Origin of the sequence: Bacillus hominis (genome assembly GCF_030348325.1) — a bacterium.
Taxonomy (GTDB): Bacteria; Bacillota; Bacilli; order Bacillales; family Bacillaceae_G; genus Bacillus_A; species Bacillus_A hominis.
Genome location: NZ_JAUCFS010000005.1, coordinates 1,054,637 through 1,077,012, shown reverse-complemented (window position 1 = coordinate 1,077,012; position 22,376 = coordinate 1,054,637). Strand labels below are relative to the sequence as shown.

The 22,376-nt window shown below is 33.8% G+C and carries 22 protein-coding genes and 1 pseudogene; 4 read left to right on the top strand and 19 right to left on the bottom strand.

All coding sequences use genetic code 11. From position 1 onward, the window contains the following. Positions 1 to 14: 14 nt before the first annotated feature. The 3 genes from QUF93_RS07820 to QUF93_RS07810 all read right to left on the bottom strand — a co-directional run bounded on the left by QUF93_RS07820 (position 15) and on the right by QUF93_RS07810 (position 2,655). Entirely contained in the window at positions 15 to 1,070 is a 1,056-nt protein-coding gene (locus tag QUF93_RS07820) for a sulfate ABC transporter substrate-binding protein (RefSeq protein WP_289358383.1), read from the bottom strand. A gap of 218 nt (positions 1,071 to 1,288) precedes the next feature. Continuing rightward, positions 1,289 to 2,314: an S-layer homology domain-containing protein gene (locus QUF93_RS07815; RefSeq protein WP_289360962.1), complete on the bottom strand. Its 1,026-nt coding sequence runs from the start codon at positions 2,312 to 2,314 to the stop codon at positions 1,289 to 1,291. Positions 2,315 to 2,403: 89 nt separating this feature from the next. Beyond that, positions 2,404 to 2,655 (bottom strand): hypothetical protein, encoded by a 252-nt coding sequence (locus QUF93_RS07810; protein WP_289358382.1) that lies wholly within the window; start codon positions 2,653 to 2,655, stop codon positions 2,404 to 2,406. Between the two features lie 407 nt (positions 2,656 to 3,062). Between QUF93_RS07810 and QUF93_RS28845 the strand changes: the two genes are divergently transcribed. After that, complete coding sequence (locus QUF93_RS28845) at positions 3,063 to 3,179, top strand: IS3 family transposase (protein ID WP_353050840.1); 117 nt, start codon at positions 3,063 to 3,065, stop codon at positions 3,177 to 3,179. A 452-nt stretch (positions 3,180 to 3,631) separates the two neighbouring features. Here the strand turns inward: QUF93_RS28845 and QUF93_RS07805 are convergent, their stop codons facing one another. The 9 genes from QUF93_RS07805 to QUF93_RS07765 all read right to left on the bottom strand — a co-directional run bounded on the left by QUF93_RS07805 (position 3,632) and on the right by QUF93_RS07765 (position 13,965). Beyond that, positions 3,632 to 4,534, bottom strand: a complete 903-nt coding sequence (locus QUF93_RS07805; protein ID WP_289358381.1) for a hypothetical protein — start codon at positions 4,532 to 4,534, stop codon at positions 3,632 to 3,634. Positions 4,535 to 4,691: 157 nt separating this feature from the next. Then, positions 4,692 to 5,063 carry a hypothetical protein gene (locus QUF93_RS07800; protein WP_289358379.1) on the bottom strand — a complete coding sequence of 124 codons (372 nt, stop codon included), beginning with the start codon at positions 5,061 to 5,063 and terminating at the stop codon, positions 4,692 to 4,694. Positions 5,064 to 5,105: 42 nt separating this feature from the next. Beyond that, the gene (locus QUF93_RS07795; protein ID WP_289375254.1) at positions 5,106 to 6,365 is read right to left on the bottom strand and encodes a beta-barrel domain-containing protein; all 1,260 of its coding nucleotides are present in this window, start codon (positions 6,363 to 6,365) and stop codon (positions 5,106 to 5,108) included. A gap of 65 nt (positions 6,366 to 6,430) precedes the next feature. Then, the gene (locus QUF93_RS07790) at positions 6,431 to 6,898 is read right to left on the bottom strand and encodes an AraC family transcriptional regulator (RefSeq protein ID WP_289358377.1); all 468 of its coding nucleotides are present in this window, start codon (positions 6,896 to 6,898) and stop codon (positions 6,431 to 6,433) included. Further along, entirely contained in the window at positions 6,891 to 9,134 is a 2,244-nt protein-coding gene (locus tag QUF93_RS07785) for a peptidase domain-containing ABC transporter (protein WP_289358376.1), read from the bottom strand. The genes QUF93_RS07790 and QUF93_RS07785 overlap by 8 nt, the downstream gene beginning before the upstream one ends. 871 nt (positions 9,135 to 10,005) lie before the next feature. Next, positions 10,006 to 10,257, bottom strand: coding sequence for a hypothetical protein (locus QUF93_RS07780; protein ID WP_289358375.1), 252 nt, complete (start codon positions 10,255 to 10,257; stop codon positions 10,006 to 10,008). Between the two features lie 112 nt (positions 10,258 to 10,369). Next, on the bottom strand, positions 10,370 to 11,902 hold the full coding sequence (locus QUF93_RS07775) for a fatty acid--CoA ligase family protein (protein ID WP_289358374.1): 1,533 nt from the start codon (positions 11,900 to 11,902) through the stop codon (positions 10,370 to 10,372). Positions 11,903 to 12,231: 329 nt separating this feature from the next. After that, entirely contained in the window at positions 12,232 to 13,221 is a 990-nt protein-coding gene (gene lplA / locus QUF93_RS07770) for a lipoate--protein ligase (RefSeq protein WP_219917426.1), read from the bottom strand. Between the two features lie 9 nt (positions 13,222 to 13,230). Next, entirely contained in the window at positions 13,231 to 13,965 is a 735-nt protein-coding gene (locus tag QUF93_RS07765; protein ID WP_289358373.1) for an MBL fold metallo-hydrolase, read from the bottom strand. Between the two features lie 203 nt (positions 13,966 to 14,168). Between QUF93_RS07765 and yhfH the strand changes: the two genes are divergently transcribed. Next, complete coding sequence (gene yhfH / locus QUF93_RS07760) at positions 14,169 to 14,297, top strand: protein YhfH (protein ID WP_000567010.1); 129 nt, start codon at positions 14,169 to 14,171, stop codon at positions 14,295 to 14,297. A gap of 39 nt (positions 14,298 to 14,336) precedes the next feature. Here the strand turns inward: yhfH and QUF93_RS07755 are convergent, their stop codons facing one another. After that, positions 14,337 to 15,350, bottom strand: a complete 1,014-nt coding sequence (locus QUF93_RS07755; protein ID WP_289358372.1) for a LacI family DNA-binding transcriptional regulator — start codon at positions 15,348 to 15,350, stop codon at positions 14,337 to 14,339. Between the two features lie 223 nt (positions 15,351 to 15,573). Beyond that, positions 15,574 to 16,083, bottom strand: a complete 510-nt coding sequence (locus QUF93_RS07750; RefSeq protein ID WP_289375252.1) for a GNAT family N-acetyltransferase — start codon at positions 16,081 to 16,083, stop codon at positions 15,574 to 15,576. A 137-nt stretch (positions 16,084 to 16,220) separates the two neighbouring features. On the opposite strand from QUF93_RS07750, the gene QUF93_RS07745 reads away from it, so the two are divergent. Further along, on the top strand, positions 16,221 to 16,574 hold the full coding sequence (locus tag QUF93_RS07745) for a PH domain-containing protein (protein WP_289358370.1): 354 nt from the start codon (positions 16,221 to 16,223) through the stop codon (positions 16,572 to 16,574). A 26-nt stretch (positions 16,575 to 16,600) separates the two neighbouring features. Here the strand turns inward: QUF93_RS07745 and QUF93_RS07740 are convergent, their stop codons facing one another. The 4 genes and pseudogenes from QUF93_RS07740 to QUF93_RS07720 form a co-directional block, all read right to left on the bottom strand. Further along, complete coding sequence (locus QUF93_RS07740; RefSeq protein ID WP_002116850.1) at positions 16,601 to 16,906, bottom strand: DUF2087 domain-containing protein; 306 nt, start codon at positions 16,904 to 16,906, stop codon at positions 16,601 to 16,603. A 189-nt stretch (positions 16,907 to 17,095) separates the two neighbouring features. Then, a pseudogene (locus QUF93_RS07730) lies at positions 17,096 to 17,311 on the bottom strand (hypothetical protein). 145 nt (positions 17,312 to 17,456) lie between these two features. After that, positions 17,457 to 19,934 (bottom strand): YhgE/Pip domain-containing protein, encoded by a 2,478-nt coding sequence (locus QUF93_RS07725; RefSeq protein WP_289358369.1) that lies wholly within the window; start codon positions 19,932 to 19,934, stop codon positions 17,457 to 17,459. A 216-nt stretch (positions 19,935 to 20,150) separates the two neighbouring features. Then, positions 20,151 to 20,723 (bottom strand): TetR/AcrR family transcriptional regulator, encoded by a 573-nt coding sequence (locus tag QUF93_RS07720; protein WP_002116844.1) that lies wholly within the window; start codon positions 20,721 to 20,723, stop codon positions 20,151 to 20,153. Between the two features lie 327 nt (positions 20,724 to 21,050). Between QUF93_RS07720 and QUF93_RS07715 the strand changes: the two genes are divergently transcribed. Next, positions 21,051 to 21,899 (top strand): hypothetical protein, encoded by an 849-nt coding sequence (locus QUF93_RS07715; protein WP_002116841.1) that lies wholly within the window; start codon positions 21,051 to 21,053, stop codon positions 21,897 to 21,899. A 49-nt stretch (positions 21,900 to 21,948) separates the two neighbouring features. Here QUF93_RS07715 and QUF93_RS07710 read toward each other — a convergent pair whose 3' ends face one another. Continuing rightward, positions 21,949 to 22,248, bottom strand: a complete 300-nt coding sequence (locus tag QUF93_RS07710; RefSeq protein WP_289358368.1) for a hypothetical protein — start codon at positions 22,246 to 22,248, stop codon at positions 21,949 to 21,951. Positions 22,249 to 22,376: the final 128 nt, after the last annotated feature.

Below are 22,376 nucleotides of genomic sequence, written 5' to 3'. Positions count from 1 at the left end.
CACCTCATCCCCCCTTATTTTTTATACATTTGATCGAATACGCCGCCATCATTAAAATGTTTTTCTTGCGCTTTTTTCCATCCGCCAAATAGTTCATCAACTGTAAATAATTGAACTTTCGGAAATTGTGATGCGTACTTTTCTGCTACTTTTTCATTACGAGGGCGATAAAAGTTTTTCGCCGCAATTTCTTGCCCTTTTTCTGAATACAAATATTCAAGATATCCCTCTGCTACTTTTTTCGTTCCTTTTTTATCAACTACTTTATCTACAACAGCTACTGGTGGTTCTGCTAGTATACTAATTGAAGGTGTTACAATTTCAAATTTATCTTTTCCAAGTTCTTTTTGGGATAATAACGCTTCATTTTCCCAAGCGATTAAGACATCACCAATTCCTTTTTCAACAAAAGTTGTCGTTGCCTCGCGTGCACCAGAATCTAGCACTTCTACGTTTTTATAAATTTGACCGACAAACTCTTTCGCTTTATCTTCACTATTGTTATATTTCTTTAGCGCATATCCCCACGCACCTAAATAGTTCCACCTTGCTCCTCCAGATGTTTTCGGATTCGGTGTAATGACAGACACACCTTTTTTCGTTAAATCATCCCAATCTTTAATTCCTTTCGGGTTTCCTTTTCTCACAAGAAATACAATCGTTGATGTATACGGCGTAGAATTATCGGCAAGTCGCTTCTGCCAATCTTCTGCTAGTTGTTTCTTCTTACTAATTGCGTCAATATCATAAGCGAGCGCTAGTGTTACAACGTCTGCTTCTAAACCGTCAATAACGGAGCGTGCCTGGCTTCCAGATCCCCCGTGTGATTGCTTTACATTTACTGTTTGACCATGTTTCTCTTTCCAATACTTCGCAAAGTCTTTATTAAAGTCTTGATATAACTCACGCGTTGGATCATATGAAACATTTAAAAGTTCGACTGTCTTCTTATCTGCACTTCCTTCAGAATTGTTAGTGGATGTTGCCGAACCACACCCTGACAAAAGGACAAATGCTGATAATAAAACACCTGTACTTTTCATTAATGCTGTCTTACTCCACTGTTTCATATATAAAGCCCCCTTAGTTTGTACAATAGAAAAAGGCACACAATCTATTCACAAAAGTGAACGTTGTGCGCCTTCAGTTTCTCTGATGAGCTTCTATTGTATTATGTTTGATTTCTTTTCATTTTAATTCCGCAATTCATATGTGTCAACTTGGAATTTGTTTTTTCTTAATAAATTAAAATCAGTGAGGATTGTCCCTCACTGATTTTAGTTTCACTTTATTTCTTCAACTTATCTGTCTTCGCAATAAATTGTGCTGCTTCCGCGCGGCTTACCGCTTTATCTGGAGCCCATCCATTATCTGTTCCAGCTGAAATGCTTTCTTGAATTAAAATGTTCGCATACTTCGCGCCCCAATGATTATTTAGATCCGCAAATTCTTTTGGTAGTTTAATATTTTCATTTCTTTCTAATTTATATGCATTTACTAGCATAGAAGCCATCGATGCACGGTTAATTAGCCCGCTCGGATTGAAGTTACCCTGCTCATCACCTTTTACAATACCAGCTTTTTCAACTGCGGCAATATACGGTGTAGCCCAATGATTTTGCGCATCACGGAATGATGGCTTGGCATCTTTATTAATTTCTAATCCTAAAACAGTAGCTAATATTTTTGCTGCTGAACCACGATCGATATTTTCAGCCGGTGCAAATGTACCATCTGGCTTACCATGTACTGCCTCTTTGTCTACTAAATATTGAACTGAATCTTGTGCCCAAGTCGGTACATCTGAGAACTTAGATTTCTTTTCAATTGCACTCGCATCAATTTCAAACTGCACTTGATATTTATGATCATATTTAATTGCTGGAATTAATATATGCATTTGCATATTATATTTTTTCGAGAATTCACCGATTTCAAATTGAACAACTTTCGTACCGTTATTTGCTTTATCTTCGGAGATCACTTTTACATCATGGAATGTCCCTACTTTATTAGAATCTTCTACTCTAAGATACTGGAAATAGCTACTATCTTGAACTGTTAACGTAACGATTTTTTTATCACCTTGAATTGTTACTTTTGCATTTTTTAAATATGTAGAAGCAACAGATGTTTCATTCGTTTGATCTTTATAAGTTTTTAAAATAACGTCATATGTACCATCTGCAAGTTTGCTATTTGCTTTCATTTCAACCGCTGCATCTGCTTTCGCAATAGGTGCCATAATATCGCTAAATGGAACTGCTAAAGTTGCTGCTATAACGAATGCATTAATATATTTTTTCTTAATCATTATCAATATGACATCTCCCTTTATATGAATATACCCAACATAACTATCATATTGATAATGATTATCAATGTCAAATAAAATTAATAATACTATTTCCTACATAAGTACGCCTTCCGCTCATTTTTAAAAAGTAAATAATGGGCCGTATGAACTTTTCTCTCTAAATAATCGATAGAATACGTGCTGGATGGATCAACTAAATCACCTATCGCACCGGAAAGGTGATCAATTACTTCCTGCAAAATTTCTAAAGTTTTCTTCTCATTTTCAGCATTCATTTCATCCATAATGTCACAAATAAGGTATTGGACCCTCCGTAAACGTAATTCCTTTTGCTTCACGTATATCTCCTTAGTCATATTACGGTTTAAATATATGGATTATAGCTTAGTCAATTCTAATATAAAATGTCAAAGAATTATTTAATTCCTACAGGACTAATGGAGCAGATTTTTCTATGGGTAAAACTAGAGTAACTTACGATATAGAATTTAAGAAAAAGTAGTAGATTTATACCTTGAATAAGGAATGGGATACAAGTCTGATTAAAGATTAACTATACCTTTACTTTAATCATAAGCGTATACAGGGATTAATGAGTGCATTAGATATCAGATGAAGGCCAATATATCTCGAAAGGGAAACTATTCGGACAATACTTGTATAGAAAACTTCTCCAGCTACTCTTAGTCAGAGTGTTTTCATTTATACCCTTTCCATAAAACTGCTGAGATGAGATGAGATTTGCGTGCCTAAATATGTACACTTTTATAATCCTCAAAGATTTCAAAAGAAATCAAATAACCTGAGTCCATGTAAATATAGAACTCAAGTTGGTTTAGTTGTGCTTTTTGAATACTGTTGACTTGACATGGTCACTTCATTGTTGAGTGCACCTTTTTACAAAATTCGTTTTCTATCGCTTTTATTTTAAGGCATAATATCCTTCGATATCATCATTAAAATCATCCCACGCTAAAGGCATGATTGGATATGTATCACTTAATATTACCTCTATGTTCCTATATATAAGATAAATACTTTATTTTGGATATATTTTTTTATGCAAAGAAAAGGGATTCCTCCAGTATCTACTCGTCTACTTTAGGATCCCCCTCTTCAAAACACAGTTATTCTTTTATATTGATCATTCAATTATTTAGAAGTTCTATAACTGCAAATCATATTCGCTTTTAAAGATTTCTCCTTCCTCTATCTAAAACGATCACAATATTTTACAGTTTACATACAACAGGAACAAGATAATAGAAGTTAGGTTAGTTAGTGAAACACAAAAATTTCACAAGTTAGTAAAGACTATCTATTATGATATTTTTTATTTATTTTATAAAATGTATCCCTTATCAAATGATTTGTTTTTATAGTTGGAATTAAAAATATTGTAGCAAAGAAAACTCCTAAAAAATTAAATGTTCCCGTTCCTATATGAATATATCCCTGTAGTATATAAATGATTGACAATCCAACTATAAAGGTTAAATTATCTCTTAAGCTTATTTTTTTTCGTTGGTTGGTATCTTTAAAAAACAAAGTAAGTTTTTTACTTGTTAAGTAAAAGTAAATTCCTACTAGTAAAAAAGCTATCATTATTATTAACATTCTATACTTTTCTCCCAACAAACTGAACGAAAAAATCCCCCCTCCAATCAATAGTAAGATTAGTGCATATGAGCAACCTACCAAGAACGTAGATCTATAAATACTTCTAATCTCTTCCTTTTCATTAGGAGATTTATCTCTTAGGATAGATTGTTCCTTAGCATAGTCTTCACACAAATCATCTATTTCTCTTCTCGTCAACGGAGCTTCATCTATTTTTTTATTTTGTAAATTCAATAGGAGTATCTTTTTATACATTTTCCACTCCAAATAAACGTTTACAGTCATAAAGATAACTCCTAAGACGATAAGATAATTAAATGTTAGATATATAATTCCACTAACACCCAAGAAATTAACTAGCAATATCGTGCACCTTAATAAGAAATCTATTACAGACAATTTTTTAAGTGGATTATTCATTTTTCCATTTAAACTTTCAAACATAAAAGTAGTAAAAAGTATTACAACGAACGGTGAGAAAAACCAAATCGCCGCTATCTCCTCTAACTCTGGGTTATGCATAAGAATTATCATAATAAAATTATTTAAATAAAAAATAATATTTAATAACATCAATTTTTTTATCTTCTTATCCATCTATTTTTTATCCTTTCTAATTAATTATTAATTTCTATATTTAATAGATATTTTAAACACTATAGTAATTAGTGGTATTTCCTGTCTCGTATAAATAATACAAAACTATACTTTAAAAAGCACATCAACCTATGGAAGATGTGCTTTTATTTCATTACTATTTTACAGCAAATTTCACACCATAAGGAACTCCAAATGATGTATACATAAGACCAACATCTACACCTTTACCTTGTATTAACGCATGAGCAATAGTGCTTGCTGCCCATCCAGATACTGCAAAGCCTATTATAGTTCCAAATGCAGCTCCAACCGGGCCTCCGATTAAGCCTATTCTCGTTCCTATTGCAGTTCCAGCTCTCTTAATACCAGCCGCTAAAACTGCTGCTGACACCGCCCCCATAGGATTCATACCAACAGCAATTAAAATTCCTTTTAACTGACTGTTACTTACATAAAATCCCCCATCTAGATACATCATTTCATCTTGTTCAATTTCCTCATGAATTCTTGGTAATACCATTTCCATAATAAAATTCCTCCCTTTTTTTTATATATTAAACTACCAATATTAAGTTGATCTTAAATTAAGTAGATTTAATAACCATTCTAAATATGATTCTTCTGAATACACAATTCTAGCTTCAACAGGCATAGAGCGCATTAACTCAACGACTTCTCCTGATTTACTTTTCAAAGAAGTTGCTCCTAACTTTACATTGGTCCTATAATAAATCATTTTTTCTTTCGATGATTCATCCTTCAGTGTCCCTGGTTCAATAAATTTTACCGAACCAGAAAGACTTCCAAATCTATGATTGTTGACACCAATGATTGAAACCTCGACAGGGTTACCTACCTTTACCCTGCTTCTATCTTGTGCGGGTATATAAGCATCTATATAAAAATCCTCTTCCTCGCTTGCTATCTCACCAAGTATTTGATTCTGTTGGATAGACATGCCTTTAGCCAGGGGATTGGGATAATGTAACACGCCAGACTGACTGGCTATCAGGGTATGGACTGAATCTTGCTCTTTTGAAGCCCCCAAGTTAGCAGTAAGTTCTATTATTTTAGATGAAGCTTGATTCCTGCTTTGTCCGAGCTCACTCAATAACTGATTTAACAATTCTGTCGACTTGGATGAGGGTCCCTTCACCTGTTGTTCCAATTGCTTGATTTCGTTTAAAAGCCCTTTTTTTTCCGATTTTTTCGAATCTAAATAACCTTTAATCTCGCTTTTTTTTCCCTCATTGTTTGAAATCAACTCAGAATTACCGTCTATTAATTCTGAATTAACAGAATTTTTATTCTCTTCATTTAGATTCAATTTTTCCAGTTGTGATTGAAGCTCATTAATTTCCTTATCAAGTTTATCAACTTCTTTTACCTTTTCATTCATTTGATCCTTTATAGAATTAACTTCATAATTTTCTCGTTTTACACTATCAAGATAGTAATTAACTTTCCCATAATATTCTAGTTCTTTCCCGTTTTGTTTTAGTGTGTTTTCTTTTTTCATTAATGATTGTTTATATCGATCCATAACTTCTATAGTTTCTTCTAAATCACGAATTTGTTCTTCTATAGCAGTAGCTTGTACACCTTCATTCCCTGAAGAAATCACTAAAATTCGATCGCCTTTTTTCACATAATCACCCGATTTTGCATAAATCTCATTAATTACTCCATATCCCTTGGATGCAACATAAGATGTTCCATTGACTGCCACTATCCCTTGTGCTTTAACAACATACGGTTTTTTTACAAAATGGGCAGTTATGATTGCAAAAAATATAATTATAAGCACTGCAACAACGTATACAGTCATAAATGAGGGTGGGTTTTTATCGAAAAAGATACGTGCGTCTTTTAGTTCTCCTTTTGTGTAAAGCTTCATAGTGTTTTTACCGGTTTAAAAATGTCCACTACAATATTATCTGCAGAATCAGATACGTAAACATTTATTGTAGAGCTGTCAGGAATAAGATTATTTTCAAAAAAATATATTTCTAATTTTGAATTAGCATAATGAATATCTTCTGGTTTTCCCTCATACCTCAAATAAACACAATTTTCATACTTTAAATTTTTTTTTGCATTGAAAGTGTTTTTGTACTGGCTATAATTATGCGCCTGAACTATCAACTCATAATTCATAGTCATCGCTCCATCATCATGAACATTTACGCCCGTGTTACTAACAATTAAAGGTCCGAACACTTGAACTTTTAATAATTTTATTTGATTTACAAACTTATTTATTTCCATATCTACTTGATCTAATTGCATATTTTTTAATTCTTTTATCAAAACTTGCTTAAGAATTAATTTTTTATTTTCTTTCACTTCCATTTTACTCATATGAAAACACCTCGTTATCATCATCATTTTCAGCTATATCTTCATCTATTTTATCCGCAGAGGTAGACATGATAGTTTGATTTTTTACCAATTCATAATATTTCCCTTTAAGACTCATCAACTCCTCATGCGTGCCAGATTGAACAACAGCTCCATTTTCAATAAAATAAATCTTATCGCACCTAATAATTGTAGAAAGGCGATGTGCAATAATAATGGTTGTTTTGTTTTTTATCTTTTCAAATATAACTTCCTGTATCTTTCTTTCACTAAAGGAATCAAGGTTGGAGGTTGCTTCATCAAAAATGTAAAAATCACTCTTAGCTAATAAAGCTCGTGCAATTGCCAATCGTTGTTTTTCTCCTCCTGAAAGGTTACCTCCTCCTTCTTCTATTAGTGATTGATATTTATTTTGCATTTTTTCAATAAATTCAGCGGCACCAGCTACCTTACAAGCATTAACAATATCTTCGTATTTAGCTAACGGATCTCCAACCTTCAAATTTTCAATAACAGTTCCAGTAAATAGCTCAATATTTTGAGGAATATATGCAACCCTTTTTCTCAAATACTGAAGATCGATATCCGAAATATTATATTCACCTATTTTAATATCCCCTTGCTGTACCTCCATGAAATTCAATAATAACTTTGCTATGGTACTTTTACCCGCGCCACTTTCACCAACCAATGCTATCTTTTCACCTTGTGGAATATGTAAGTTAAAATCTTTTAATACCGGTGCTCTAGAGCCGTATGCGAAGGTAATATTATTTATATGTATATCCTTTTTCAATTCAATATCAGTTAATTTTGAGTCTTTTTCACTATCTTCTCGATTTAAAGACATTAGTTCACTTAGACGTTTCATAGCTATTTGTGCTTCTTGGAATGTCAGCTGTAAGCTCACTAAATTTTGTACTGGTTCAATGAAAAATTGGCTTAAAGTTTGGAATACTAATAGATCTCCTATACTTATCTCACCATCCATAATAAATAATGCTCCAACTCCAAGCATTAATATATTCCCGATAGAATTCACAAGAGTTGATACAAACCCTTGTGTATTTTGGAGAATACCTTCTTTATAACCAATCTTTAATGAACGGACAAATTTAGTTTCTAACTGACTTAATTGCTCATTTTCAGCACCATGAGCTTTTACTGTATTAATATTTCTGATTGACTCTATTAAGTGTGCATTAAGAGAAGCTCCAGCTTCCATTTGCTCATAATTAATTTTCTTGTATGGCTTTTTAAATATATAAATAAGCACAATATTAATTAACACCATGACTAACAAAATCATAAATAACTTTGGGTTCAAATTATATAGAAGTAAACTACTAATTAGTGCTAATGCAAGATCTAACACAAGTGAGATAGATACAGTCGTAAAAATTTCTTTTATTGTCATCGCATCTTGGAACCTAGTAATTATGTCTCCTATTCTCCTTGTTCCAAAAAATTTATATGGTAATCGAATGATATGATTGTAATACCCCATTAAGACTGGGATATCTACTTTCCGTGAGAGGTATAAAAGAACATGTTGTCTGAAAAATGAAAGTAAATTTTGTAATAGACTTACAATACCAAAAACAATAAGAAAGACATATAAACTCTCTTTTAATCTGTATGGAATTATCTCATCCATTACTATTTTTGAAAAAAAACTTGAGAAGATACCTATAGCCGTTAAAAGAACTGAAGCTAAAATTATAACTGCCAAAAGTTTTTTTTGGGGGAGAATTAACTTCAGGAATAAATCTAGCATTCCTTGGTCTTTTATTCTCATCATTTCAAATTCACTAGTTGGTACCATGAAAATAACTACACCAGTAAACATGTTATCAAATTCTTCTCTATCACATTTATGCAACCCTTTGGAAGGGTCTGCAATAATTAATTTATCTGATTTTGTTACTTTATGAATAACAACAAAATGATTAAGTCCTTCACTGGTTTTAACTTGAGCAATAGCCGGAAAAGTCAAATCACTAGTTATTTCATCCGTCTTGGTACGTATAGCTTTAACATTAAAATGTAGATTTTCGAGTCCTGTTACAATCCCCTTTACAGTTGTTCCATATGAATCAGTTCCAATAATTTCTCTAATTTTCGTAATTGTCATTTCCTGCTTGTATCTAAGTAATACAGTGGATACTACTGCCGCAGCACAATCTGATGCATCATGTTGCAATTCACACGGCCACTTCTTTAATAAAATCCCCATTTAAAGTCCTCACATTCTTATTTCTCTAAAACATTTACAAATAACCTCTTTTTGTATTGCCCTCGCAAAATTCAATATATTCTGTATTTTTATCTTAATAGAATTCCAATTTAATTGTTGAACAATCAGTCTAGATATCTCTAAACAAATTACTTCATGGCAATAATTAAACTTCAGTAACCAACACCAACGTTGCTGAATGTGGATTTTATATTGTTGCCCCGTAACAATATAAAACAAAGAACTGACTATTTTTTACTTTCCACCACTAACATCCGTAATTAAAAACGGAAAATTAAGTTTTTTATCTTAGGTTATTAAAAAGTAATCTAACAGAATGGATTTGTATCATCCAAACTTAAAAATTCTACCGTTTAAATTCATATTTTTGCGAAGAATCATTTTTATTAAATACAAAACTTTCACAACATTCTAAATTAATATCCCAAAATGATTGTATAGGATAAAAACATAAAATTCTACCTTTTTTTACATTTCAAACCAAAAATCGAATATTTATTGACAATTTCCCATTTTTATTTACCGATTAATCAGAATATATTATAATTTATTTATATTAAGGCCGAAATTTAATAACATGTACTATCTACCTAGTAAACAATTATAAAATAATCAATTTTCAATATACTATACTCATAAAAACTCGTATTCCACCTTTTCTAAATAATTAACTTATATGTATAACGATAGTAATAATTTATTTATTAGAAGAAATCCTTATCTTAAAAAGCAATCTATTAAAAGGTATCTTGGAAAGCTCTCCTTTTCTTAATAGATTGCTACCATAACAAATATATTAGTATCTCTATTTTAATCATTATCAATTGTAAAAATAAAAAACTATCTATTTTTATTTCCTACATAAGTACGCTTTCCGCTCGTTTTTAAAAAGTAAATAATGCGCCGTATGAACTTTCCTTTCTAAATAATCGATAGAATACGTGCTGGATGGATCAACCAAATCACCTATCGCACCAGAAAGATGATCAATTACTTGCTGCAGTGTTTCTAAGTTCTTCTTCTCATTTTCAGCATTCATTTCATCCATAATGTCACAAATAAGATATTGCACTCGCCGCAAACGTAATTCCTTTTGCTCCACGTATATCTCCTCCCTACTAGTCATATTACGGTTTAAATATATGGCATCATAGCTTAACCAATGCTAAAAAATACAAAAGCAACCACCTTCATAACGGTGGTTGCTCCTATTTTTACACTTGCATCGCTTTCTCTCTTAATGCTCTTCGCAGTAATTTACCCGTTGTATTCTTCGGCAGTTCTGCTAAAAACTCGATACTCATCGGCACTTTATATTTCGCTAAATGTAACGTGCAGTAATGCATGAGTTCTTCTTCTGTTACGTTCATTTGCTTCAGAACAACGTAAGCTCGTACTGCTTCCCCTAGGTTTTCATCAGGAACGCCGATTACGACAACTTCAGCTACTGAATCATGAGTATATAATACTTCTTCTACTTCACGAGGGTATACGTTATAACCGCCAACTAGGACGATATCTTTTTTACGATCGACGATATAGAAGTAACCTTCTTCATCCATTTTCGCTAAGTCACCTGTATATAGCCAGCCGTCTTTTAATGTCGCTGCAGTATCTTCTGGCGCATTATAGTAACCCTTCATAACGTTAGGCCCGCGAACAATTAATTCCCCAACTGCACCAACAGGTACTTCTTCCCCAAGCTCATTCACAATTTTATTTTCTACATGCCAAATATTTGTGCCAATTGATCCTGGTTTACGAGGACGGTCTAACGGATTGAAACAAGTAACTGGTGATGCTTCTGATAAACCGTATCCTTCTGAAACAATTACATCAAAACGTTTTTCAAAGTTTTTCAGAAGCGCAACAGGCATTGATGCACCACCTGAAATACAAAGGCGAAGTGTCTTCACGTCTTCTGCGCTCGCTTCTTCAAATAAATATAAATAATTGTACATCGTCGGTACACCAGCAAAAATCGTTGGCTCATACGTGCGACAAATACGGAATACTTCTTTCGGACTAAACTTCGGTAACATTAAAATTGTTGCTCCGTTCACAATCGGCGCATTTACCGCAACCGTTAAACAGAACACATGGAACATCGGCAACGCTGCAACGACGCGATCATCTGCAGTATATCGTAAATATGACGCTACATCGCTCGCATTACTATATAAATTTTTATGTGTTAACATAGCACCTTTTGGTTTTCCAGTTGTACCTGAAGTGTATAGGATAACCGCTACATCTTCTTCATCTAGTTCAGGACCTTCGTAAGTTAAATCTCCAGTTCCTATAAAACTAGTAAACGTTTTCATTTTTTCGGTTTCTGTATGGTTAAAATCTGATGAGGTTTCGCATATGATGATATTTTCTAATGAAGGAAGTCTTGTTGTAAGAGATTGTATAACAGGTAGAAGGACGTCGAGTACGATGATTGTTTTTACATCTCCATCTTGTAATATGTAATGTATTTCGTCTGCTGTATAAATTGGATTAATCGGAATGACAGTTGCTCCTGCTTTCATTGTTCCGTATAAACCTACTAAAAAATGTGGTGAATTGCCTACAGCTAATGCGACATTGTCCCCTTTTCCAATGCCCATTTTTGCTAAATTGCCAGAAAACTTCGTGACCATTTTGTTTAATCGGTCATACGAGACCGACTGATCCATAAATATGTACGCCGGTTTATCCCCCTTATTTTTTGCCGTTTCAGCCAAAGATTGAACGAGATTCACACAAACCCCACCTTTATAAAATTTAGAATATTTAAAAATTCTAAATTAATTATATTAAAAGAAAATTAAAGTAGCAAGTGATATTCTATTAACTGCATATACACAGATCACCTTCTCTTAGTTTACTTTGGAAGGATAAGGGAATTTCGTTTACCCATAAATTATTAAACTAGTACTAAAATCATTTTAGGATAATATGCACTCATCTTTTCTCTAAGCTTTTCAAGTTCCTCTTTATTTAAGCTCGTATACTCCCCATACAAATTGAGAGCAACCTATTCATAAAAGAAGACCGTTCCAAAATATTTTTTTGGAACGGCCTCATCTGTTTAGAAGAATAAATGCAAGAAATCTTCTGTTGTAATATTACCGAAGTAACGCGCGATATCTACGCCTTCTAAAGCTACAGTGAATGCATCTTTATCAAATTGTACGCCAGTTAAACGTTCTTCAATGTCATGAACATCTAGTGAGCCGAAGAAATCACCGTAAATTTTACATTCTGTTACTGTTCCTTTTTTCACTTCAAGACGAACGTCAACTTGTCCAACTGGGAAGCGGTGTGAATGTTGTAAGTTGAACTTCGGAGATTTTCCGTAGTTCCAGTCCCAATTGCGGTAGCGCTCTTCAGAAAGTTTATGGATTTCTTTCCAATCATCTTCTGTTAATTCGTACGTTGGAATTTCTGTTTCTCCTTCGAAAATTGTTTCTAGAAGAAGTTGTCTAAACTCTTCTGTCGTCATTTTTTCGTTTAGGAACTCTGTAATGTTCGCAACGCGGCTACGGATTGATTTAATTCCTTTTGATTGAATCTTATCCATTTTTACTTTTAACGCTGATACGACATGATCGATTTCAGAATCAAATAGTAACGTGCCGTGACTAAACATACGGCCTTTCGTTGAGAACTGTGCGTTACCTGAAATTTTTCTACCTTCAGCTAAAATATCGTTACGACCACTTAGTTCTGCATTTACGCCTAGTTTACCAAGCGCTTTCGTTACAGGCTCTGTGAATTTCTTAAAGTTACTGAAACTGTCTCCATCATCTTTCGTAATAAAGCTGAAGTTTAAGTTTCCTAAATCATGATATACTGCGCCTCCGCCTGATAGACGACGAACGACATGAATACCTTGTTCTTTTACGTAATCTGCATTAATTTCTTCTACTGTGTTTTGGTTTTTACCAATGATAATCGAAGGCTCATTAATGTAGAACAATAAATACGTTTCGTTAATATCTAAATTCTTCACACAATATTCTTCAATCGCTAAGTTTATCGTAGGATCTGTAATCCCTTTATTATCAATAAATAACATCGTATCACCTCATGAGTTCCATACGTAGCCACTATGCGCTAGCGTAATGTGACCACTGAAAATTTGTTTTGCTTCTGTTACTAAATCAGATGGATTGCCTGTATGTGGTAAGTGCGTTAATAAAAGTTCTTTTACATTCGCAGTTTTCGCAATACTTGCTACTTCTGTACTATTCATATGCCCTGCTTTTGCAGCCTCTTGATGTGCATACATGTTACACTCACAAATGAAAAGATCAGCATCTTTCGTGAATGGAATAAATTCAGGAATATAACTTGAATCCGCGCTGTATACTACGGCATCATCGCCAGCTGTAATACGCATCGCAAAGCATGTAACAGGATGAACAGTTTTTAAGAATGAAATGGAGAACGGCCCAATTTGAAGTGTTTCTTCTGGATTGTACGCAATCCCTTTCGTATGCGGTGCATGCGTTAAAGAATTAAATCCATTCTCATCAAACGAATGACCGTATATTGGTAACTCCTGTAGTTGTCCCTTTGTCGCACTCGTAATTAATCTCGCATATTGCAGCACCCCAATGTCTGCAACATGATCGTGATGATAGTGCGACAATACAACTGCATCTATATGAGATGGTGTTATATATTTTTGAAGCTGTGCTAGTACACCACTACCACAGTCTACAAGTAAACGAAAACCATCGTGTTCAAACAAATACCCCGACGTTGCTTCTCCCGCTTCTGGAAAGCCGCCCCAAAAGCCGACAACAGTCATTTTCATATGTATCCATCCTTTCTAAAACCGAGTAGCAATGCAGTTTTTCTCCGTACTTGAGAAAGTTTTTTACTTACATCCTACATTGTTAACTATAATCCATTTCCTAAACTTTTTCATTAATTTTCAATTTTGTTATAAAACAGTTGTTGACTTTTGTTTTTTGTACTAATACAATGATAGTAAGAAATGGAAATGGAGGGATTGACATGATTGATCAACCAATGGAGTTTTTCCGAAATTTACCGACGAAAACTTGTGCACACTGCGGGAAAGAAATTGATGAGCAGCACGAAGCATACCATAACAAATGTGACGATTGCGTTCACGAAGAATAGTAGTTTGTGAACATAAAAAAACCTAGCAGACATAGTCTACTAGGCTAATAACATCGTATCCTTCATCGTTGAACCTTTCACCAAGAGCTCCAGTTCAAACTCATACAATTCTTTTTGTCGATAGTTTTTCGTATGGATTTTATCCATCATTAAGTCGACAACTTTTCGGGCCATCTCGTCGATTGGCTGTTCAATTGTCGTAATACCTGGCTCTGTAATCTGCGCTAAAATTTGATTATCAAAACCGATCACAGCGAGATCTTCTGGAATACTCCAACCATGGCGTTTCGCCTCTGAGATAATTCCAGCTGCAACCTCGTCGCCTCCTGCCAAAATCGCGGTAGGATTTTTTTTGTCCTTTAATACTTCATTGAATATTCGTTTTCCATCATCCCAAGAGAAAGCGTTTTCAAGAAAATCGATCGCTTCCACTTCTCTACTCTTTTCAGTAATAGCGCGTAAAAAGCCCATTTTTCGCTGTTGGCTCACTACTTTCGTTTCGTTACCACGGCAAAAAATCAGTTTACGATATCCTTGTTCTAATACATGATTGGCAGCTATGTATGCTCCCTGTGCATGATCAAATTTCACTGTTGGAACATTTGCTTCCTCAATATATTCATTACATAACACGATTGGACCGTGTTGCAAGTATGGCTCTACATCTTCCCACGGATTTTCTAGTGAACATAGAATAATCCCATCTACTTGTTTCGTAGATAATAACTGTAAATACTCCATCTCTTTTTCCGGTAAATATCTTGTTTGACAAATAATCAGTTTATATTTATGTTCAGAAGCAGCAATCTCGATTGCTTCAATAAATCTACTAAAAAAAGGATTTGTAATCCTTGGAACAAGCACCGCAATTGTTTCTGTTTTTTGTTTACGAAGCCTTCTCGCCGCAGAATTAGGAACGAAGCCTAAATGCTTCATTGCTAATTGAACCCTTTTCTTCTTCTCATCTGAAACATATGGATGATTATTGATCACCCTAGAAACCGTTGTCCTTGATAATCCCGCTAATTTCGCCACGTCCTCGATAGTCGACACGAAATTTTCCCCCTTTGCATGAAAACGTTTTCTTATCCTGATTATATAGTATATTATTGGAAACTGCAATATAGGTTCTTATGATTTTACTATATTAATATTATTCATAGGGAAAAGTCTGTTAACTGCAGGGAGATACATACTACTTTTAGAAGTTTACAATAAGCATGTGAAAAAGATGTACATACCATTACGTATATACATCTTCTTATTAATATCGCTTTTATTCAATATAAAAACCCATCAACACGTCGTCTCCATATGATCCATCTTCATATTTAATTTGCTTTCGTTGTCTTCCTTCTTCTACAAAGCCAATACGTTTATACACTTTAATCGCCCTATCATTAATAGCAACTACGCCTAAGCAAATTTTCTCTAAACCTTTCTGCCCTTTAGCCCAACTAATAAGAAATTCAATTAGCTTCGTACCAATGCCTTGATTACAGTACGCCTCTCTAATCCCCATTCCCATTGTGCCTGCATGTCGTAAACGTTCTAGCTCATATCGATTGAAAAGTAAAAAGCCAACCACCTTACTATCTACTTCATACACGATGTAAAGATTACCTTTTTCATTGCTTTTCCGTATCTTTTCTCTTTCTGCATCAATATCATTTGGTAATTTATTTGGAGATACTATAAAAAACTTTGTAGTAGTCTCCGATAATATAATTGCTTTTCTAATATCCATAATGGATTCCGCATCAACCTCTTTTGCTAATCGTATCACTGAATCACCTCGTACCTTTTCTTAAAAATTAATACTGGAGCCATTAAACCCAAACTCTCAATATGCAACATTACATATTGAGAATCTTTTCACTTTTGATACAATATTTATAAATCTAGATAAAAGGAATGTATACAATGAATCCAATTTTAACAGCTGCAAAACAACTATTACATAATGAAGAAAAAATTTTATCTACTTTAAAATGTTCACTTACTGACTATATGAATACGCATAAAGTCCCATATCCAGGCACTCTACTTGCTACTAATAGAAGACTTCTCTTTTTTAGCCAATATAAAAATACATTAATTGGCGAATTTGAGTATGAAAAAATTGTATCTATAGAAACGAAGAGAAGAATCTTTGATAAAAAAATAATATTTTATTATGAAGATGAATATATAACGGTGGGATACATTACAAGTTCAAATATTGAAGAGTTCATAGACTTACTACAGAGAAAATGCAAGACTAGCACGGATTCATAATCAGTGGGGATCTCCCCGCTGATTCGTTATTTTAACTCCTCCCACTTCGTCCATACTTCTCTCGCGTTTATTTGGTACATATTATCCTCGCGATCCATAAACCCATGCACGATAAACTCTCGTCTAATCGTACAAAAATCATCATGATATTGTTTTATGAATGTATTAATTTCTTTTTCCATATACTGATTTTCAGCGTTTAATTTGCTAATCAAATGTTCTAATAACACTAACTTTTTCTTCTTTTGACCTGGAATCGATTTTAAACGATTCTCTTTATCGAAAAAGTTACGAATGGTCGTATCCCTAAATTTCATTTCGCTTTCGGTCATTTTGGTACCCTCCATCAGTTTTTATGTAATAAAACTTTATCCCGCATTAATGGGCAGTAAGACCCCCACCTCAAAATTCAACGGAAGCAAAGAAGTTAGGTGGGGGATCAACTGCCCATAAAAGCCCGATTGGTGAGGGCTAATAATCAGCGGGGGATGAACAAAACCCCCACTGATTAAAGTTTCACTTTATTGTTTGTCCTTACCATTTTTCTTCATTCTTTCACTTACAACATCCATAAAGTAATACCCACTAATTAGCACATAGTAGACTAAAAGTATTCCCAGTGTATCTTTCATACCTGTATATTCTTCTTTATGAAACAAGATAGGTTAAAGGGTGAAAACAAGAAAGAAGATTAACGGATATAAGATAAAATAATAAGTTAGATTTCCTTTCATCATATCAACTCCCCTATTTTTATGTTTCTCTGTAAATTGTTATTATTCCTTTTCTTTCGTTTCTATAGCTTTTAGAAAGGTTTATATATGAACTACAGAAAAGATGCCCTCTATTAAAATAAAAAAGCACCAAAAAGGTGCTTTTTCCCTACGCTTCAACCGATTGATTTTCAGCAATATTTCTAAAACGTCGTTTATGCATCCAAGTTAATGAAGCGATTGTTCCAAGTGATAATAAAACGATAAAGATCATTAGTATCCCTATATTTTGCCACATGAAGTTAAAATCACCGCTCGATACGACTGCTTTAAGTCCCGATACAGAGTATGTCATCGGTAGCCAAGCATGAAATGGTTGTAAATACTTCGGAATCAATTCTAGTGGGAATGTTCCAGCACTTGTTGTAAGCTGTATAATTAATGTTATGATGGCGATGAAACGCCCTGCATCACCGAATGCTGTTACTAAACACTGAATTAATGCGATGAATGCTAAACTTGTAACAATGCTAAAGAGTATGAAGTATGGAATGCTTTGTACTTCTACGCCTAATCCGAACAGTAATATGACATCTGCTACTATTGCTTGAATAATGCCGACTGACAGTAACACGCCAAACTTACTAATAAACCAGCTAAATCCTGATTTCGGAACACCGACTGTATCGCGTAACGGGTATACGATAGATAATAGTAATGCCCCAACGAATAAACCGAGTGATAAGAAGTACGGTGTAAATCCTGTTCCGTAGTTTGGAACTTCCGCTAGTTTCTCCGTCTTCACTTTTACAGGGCTTGCAAACATATCATACGTTTTATCCGTTCCTTTTACTTCTCCTGTTTTTTCTGCACCTTCCCCAAGTTTCTCAGCAAGTTCACCTGATCCATCGTTTACTTTTACGAGTCCGTCTGTCACTTTTCCTGAGCCGTCTGTTAGTTTATTTACTCCGTCGATTAGCTGGGTTGAGCCAGTTGACATTTTATTTAGACCACCATTTAAAGTGCCTATGCCTGTTGTTACTTGGCTTGAACCGTCTTCTAATTGCGTTATTCCGCCTGTCATTTGGCTTGCTCCTGCAGATAATGTACCTAAACCACCTGTTACTTTGCTTGAGCCATCCGCTAATTGGGTTACTCCATCAATTAATTGACCTGACCCGTTATTTAATTTATCTACACCTACTTTGGCATTACTTAATCCTTCACCAAATCCATGAAATTTACTTACAAATTCGTTTTGCGCATTCATTAATCTCGCAATACCATCCGTTAAAGTTTTGACCCCTTCTGAATTCGGTAGTTTGTTTTGCATTTCACTTGTCGTTTGATTTATTTCACCTTTTAATTGTTTTACTTCTTCATTTAATTTATTTGTTCCACCTGCTACTCCAATGGCTTTCTGCTGAACTGTCGCTGTACTTTTTGCCGCATTTGTTATATATGGTTGTAATTGCTCTTGATATTCTTTTGGTAAACTTTCAATTTGCTTTTGCAAATTCGCTACATCTTGTGCTGCAGTTTTTGCATCCCCTGCTGTTGATTGAGTAAATTCATTTAACTGATTTACATTTTCCCCAGCTCCATCTATTTTCTGATTTACCGTATTTAATATAGAAGGAACTTTCGACTGCATTCCCTCTAAACCTGCAACAGAATTTTTCACTGCACTATTTAACTCTTGCAAACCCTTTTCAATTTTTTGAGAACCTTCTTCTAATTGACTTTGTCCTCCAACAAGTTTTTCCATACCAGTTGATAATTCACTCGTTCCTGCTTTTAATTCACCTGTTTTACTTACTAATGTATTTAAACCTGCTGTCACTTTCTGAGATCCATCTTGTAATTTCCCTATACCAGTCTGTATTTCACCTGTTTTGCTATTTAATGTATTTAAACCTGCTGTTACTTTTCCGGACCCATCTTGTAATTTATTAGATCCATCTGCTAATTTCTGAACTCCATCTTTCATCTCCCCAGATTTCCCTTGAAGTGTATGGAGTCCATCCGTCACTTTACTTGATCCATCATGCAACTCACTAGCTCCATCATGTAACTTATTTGCTCCGTCCGCTCCATCTGCTAATCCTTTTGAGACGTCTTTAATAGAATCAAACATTTTCTCTGCATATGTTTTCGTTAACGTGCTTGATACTTCACCTTTAATTTTTTCAATTGCTGTTCCGCCAATTTGTGAAGATAAGAAGTTTAAACTTTCATTTGGAATGTATTCTAAGTTTAATGGTTTCGGATCGTCTTTTAATAACGTTGTAGCGTTACTTGAGAAGTCATCTGGAATACGTACTAACATGTAATACTTTCTGCCTTCCATTCCCTCTTTCGCTTCTTTTTCACTTACAAATTCCCATTTAAAACTTTTATTATCTTTTAAGTTATCAACAAGCCCTTTCCCGACCTCAATTGGTTTCCCATCAAGTTCTGCACCTTTATCTAAATTGACTACCGCAACTGGCAAGTCATCTAGCTGTTCATACGGATCCCAAAAGGCCCATAAGAACATACCAGCATATAAAATCGGTACAAATAAAACCGCAATGATTGGGATTAATATTTTTTTACTTTTTATAATCTCTGCAAATTCTTTACTAAGTAACTTATGCCATTTCATAATTTATCCCCCTTTTTCAAAATGACCAAAACGTCTATTTAGTCATTTTTACCCAAATAAAAAGGCTATATCTGTTCATACATATGCCTTATCCCCGAATTTATACTATGCACATTCCTCTCAATATGAAGTTAATATCTTTATGTTCCCTCCTTAAATTAAATATATGACCGTTTTGTTCATGTGGTCATTTTTTATAATATTAAAAGGATTATCTTAATTTGACAATCCTTTTAGTAAATAAAGTTCAAATAATTCCGATATCTTTTCTTTTTCTAACGGTTCATGATTTTTTTCCCAATCAAAAATAAGCGATACGTATAGGCGAAGCATAATAAATGCTGTAATTTCTGGATCACATTTGCTAATCTCACCTTTTTCAATCGCAATCTCTAAATAAGATTGGATGACAGAAATGATTTCCACATCTACTTGTTGCATCACTTCTTGTACTTCTTTCGTTCCCATATCACGCTCTTCTTGAATTAGTTTAATCATGAGCTGATGTTCTTTTCTAAATTCTAATATGCTGTATAATGCTCTATGTACATTTTCAAAAAATGAAATATCTGAACGAATTGCGTCTTTTGCGACTTGCTTCATTTCTGTAATTAAATTAGAAATAATTTCGCCAAATAGTTCTTCTTTATTTTTGAAAAAAGTATAAATTGTTCCTTTTCCTACATTCGCTAACTTCGCAACTTGATCCATCGTTGTCGCCTTATAACCGAATGCTGAAAAAGACTTTGTTGCAGCTTCAATAATAGAACGTTTTCGATCTATTGCCACATCGTCACCTCCAAAAATGACCAATTGGATGATATAGTCAATCGTTACACATTTGATATTACCACACGCTTACATTCTATACAAGTTCTCTTTTTTAGTTATTCCCAGTTTAAAAAAATTCCAGTCCATTCATATAATACTGTCATAGTGTATCAGAAGGAAAGAGAAAAAGAAAAGGTGTTCTTAAGATATACAGTTAAACCTTACTTCACAACAACAAAATTCCTCTTTTTCTAATAAACAAATAAAAAAACAAGAAAATCCTTACAATTAATAGTAATATAGAAAGTAGACAGATTTATAAAAATAGTGGAGGCTTTTTCAGTCATGATGCGTGCGCTTCGTTTAAATATAAGGCAAGCTTTTTGTAATCGTGTTTCTTTAATTATTATGTTTAGTGGATTAGCTCTTATTTCTATTTATCATTATTATTATGTAATTCGTTATTTAGGAGACGCAGCGAATGAGACTATAGCAACTGCTTTTAAATGGATCGGGTTTCGTGATAATGAAATGGATGTTTATTTATTATTAATGCCTGTTATTGCAAGTTTACCATTTAGTACAAGTTATAATTCCGATAAATCCGATGGTTTCAAAGCTTTTATAAGTAAGGAAATTTCCCTATTCTCGTATTCTTTTACAAAATATATCGTTACATTTTTCTGCGGTGGATTTCTTTATACTTTACCGTTCATTCTTTCTTTATTACTTTGCAAATTAACAATTCAAAATGGAGATCCAACCGTCAGTACGAGTATGATAAACGGAAACGGAATGTTCGCAGAGTTATATTTCTCTTCTCCCATCACTTATATTTATCTATATATTGGGATTAATTTTTTATTCGCTGGTTTAATGGCCCTCTTAGGTTTAGCAGCGTCCACATGGTCACAAAAGGATTACATGGCACTTCTATTTCCATTTGCAGTTACTTCCATTCCTTTAGTCCTGCTAAATACAATATTCCCTACAATAGGCGGAGCACCTATTCACTTATATGATCCGAAACAACCATTACACGGGATTTCATCGTACATTTTAATCATACAATGTACATTTTTCTTCCTTGTCAGCTTATTCATGTACATAAAAGGATTACAACGGGACAAAAAAAGATATATGAGAAGACTTCAAAAACGAGATCGATGTAGAAAAGCTTTTCAGCCATTATAAAAACCTAATTTCCTCACGTTATCTTGGAAATTAGGTTTTTTATATTCATTTACGGCGTACCAGCCAATCCCCACAAAATAACAACAGCCGCAAAGTAAATGGCTTTAATAGCTACCACTAAACATAATGAAATAATTGCATATTTACTTAATTCTCTTCTTGCTCCTATTAAAGTAAAAATGACTGCCAAACTAAATGTTATATAAGAACTTGCTGTATTTATTAGGTTATACGTAATATCTAAATTCTCTGTAAGTCCTGTTATCTCGGCTATAAACTGAATCATGACGATACTACTAAAAAAGATTGCGATTTGATTCATTAATTTCCCACTTATTAGCGCTTGCATCTTTAGCCCCTCTTCCGAAAACTAAATATTCAATTAATTTTATCACCATATTACAAAAAAAGGAATTCTATCTTCATAATTATATGACGATGCAAAAACAAAAAAGAACGCTTAGTTACCCTAAGCGT

Coding starts and splice junctions, on each gene's coding strand:
- QUF93_RS07790 (WP_289358377.1), bottom strand. CDS start 6,898: ATGAGTAAAATGGAAGTGAAAGAAAATAAAAAATTAATTCTTAAGCAA.
- QUF93_RS07715 (WP_002116841.1), top strand. CDS start 21,051: ATGATGCGTGCGCTTCGTTTAAATATAAGGCAAGCTTTTTGTAATCGT.
- QUF93_RS07765 (WP_289358373.1), bottom strand. CDS start 13,965: ATGAAAATGACTGTTGTCGGCTTTTGGGGCGGCTTTCCAGAAGCGGGA.
- QUF93_RS07745 (WP_289358370.1), top strand. CDS start 16,221: ATGAATCCAATTTTAACAGCTGCAAAACAACTATTACATAATGAAGAA.
- QUF93_RS07710 (WP_289358368.1), bottom strand. CDS start 22,248: ATGCAAGCGCTAATAAGTGGGAAATTAATGAATCAAATCGCAATCTTT.
- QUF93_RS07815 (WP_289360962.1), bottom strand. CDS start 2,314: ATGATTAAGAAAAAATATATTAATGCATTCGTTATAGCAGCAACTTTA.
- QUF93_RS07740 (WP_002116850.1), bottom strand. CDS start 16,906: ATGACCGAAAGCGAAATGAAATTTAGGGATACGACCATTCGTAACTTT.
- yhfH (WP_000567010.1), top strand. CDS start 14,169: ATGATTGATCAACCAATGGAGTTTTTCCGAAATTTACCGACGAAAACT.
- QUF93_RS07785 (WP_289358376.1), bottom strand. CDS start 9,134: ATGGGGATTTTATTAAAGAAGTGGCCGTGTGAATTGCAACATGATGCA.
- QUF93_RS07800 (WP_289358379.1), bottom strand. CDS start 5,063: ATGGAAATGGTATTACCAAGAATTCATGAGGAAATTGAACAAGATGAA.
- QUF93_RS07805 (WP_289358381.1), bottom strand. CDS start 4,534: ATGGATAAGAAGATAAAAAAATTGATGTTATTAAATATTATTTTTTAT.
- QUF93_RS07820 (WP_289358383.1), bottom strand. CDS start 1,070: ATGAAACAGTGGAGTAAGACAGCATTAATGAAAAGTACAGGTGTTTTA.
- QUF93_RS07725 (WP_289358369.1), bottom strand. CDS start 19,934: ATGAAATGGCATAAGTTACTTAGTAAAGAATTTGCAGAGATTATAAAA.
- lplA (WP_219917426.1), bottom strand. CDS start 13,221: ATGTTATTTATTGATAATAAAGGGATTACAGATCCTACGATAAACTTA.
- QUF93_RS07795 (WP_289375254.1), bottom strand. CDS start 6,365: ATGACTGTATACGTTGTTGCAGTGCTTATAATTATATTTTTTGCAATC.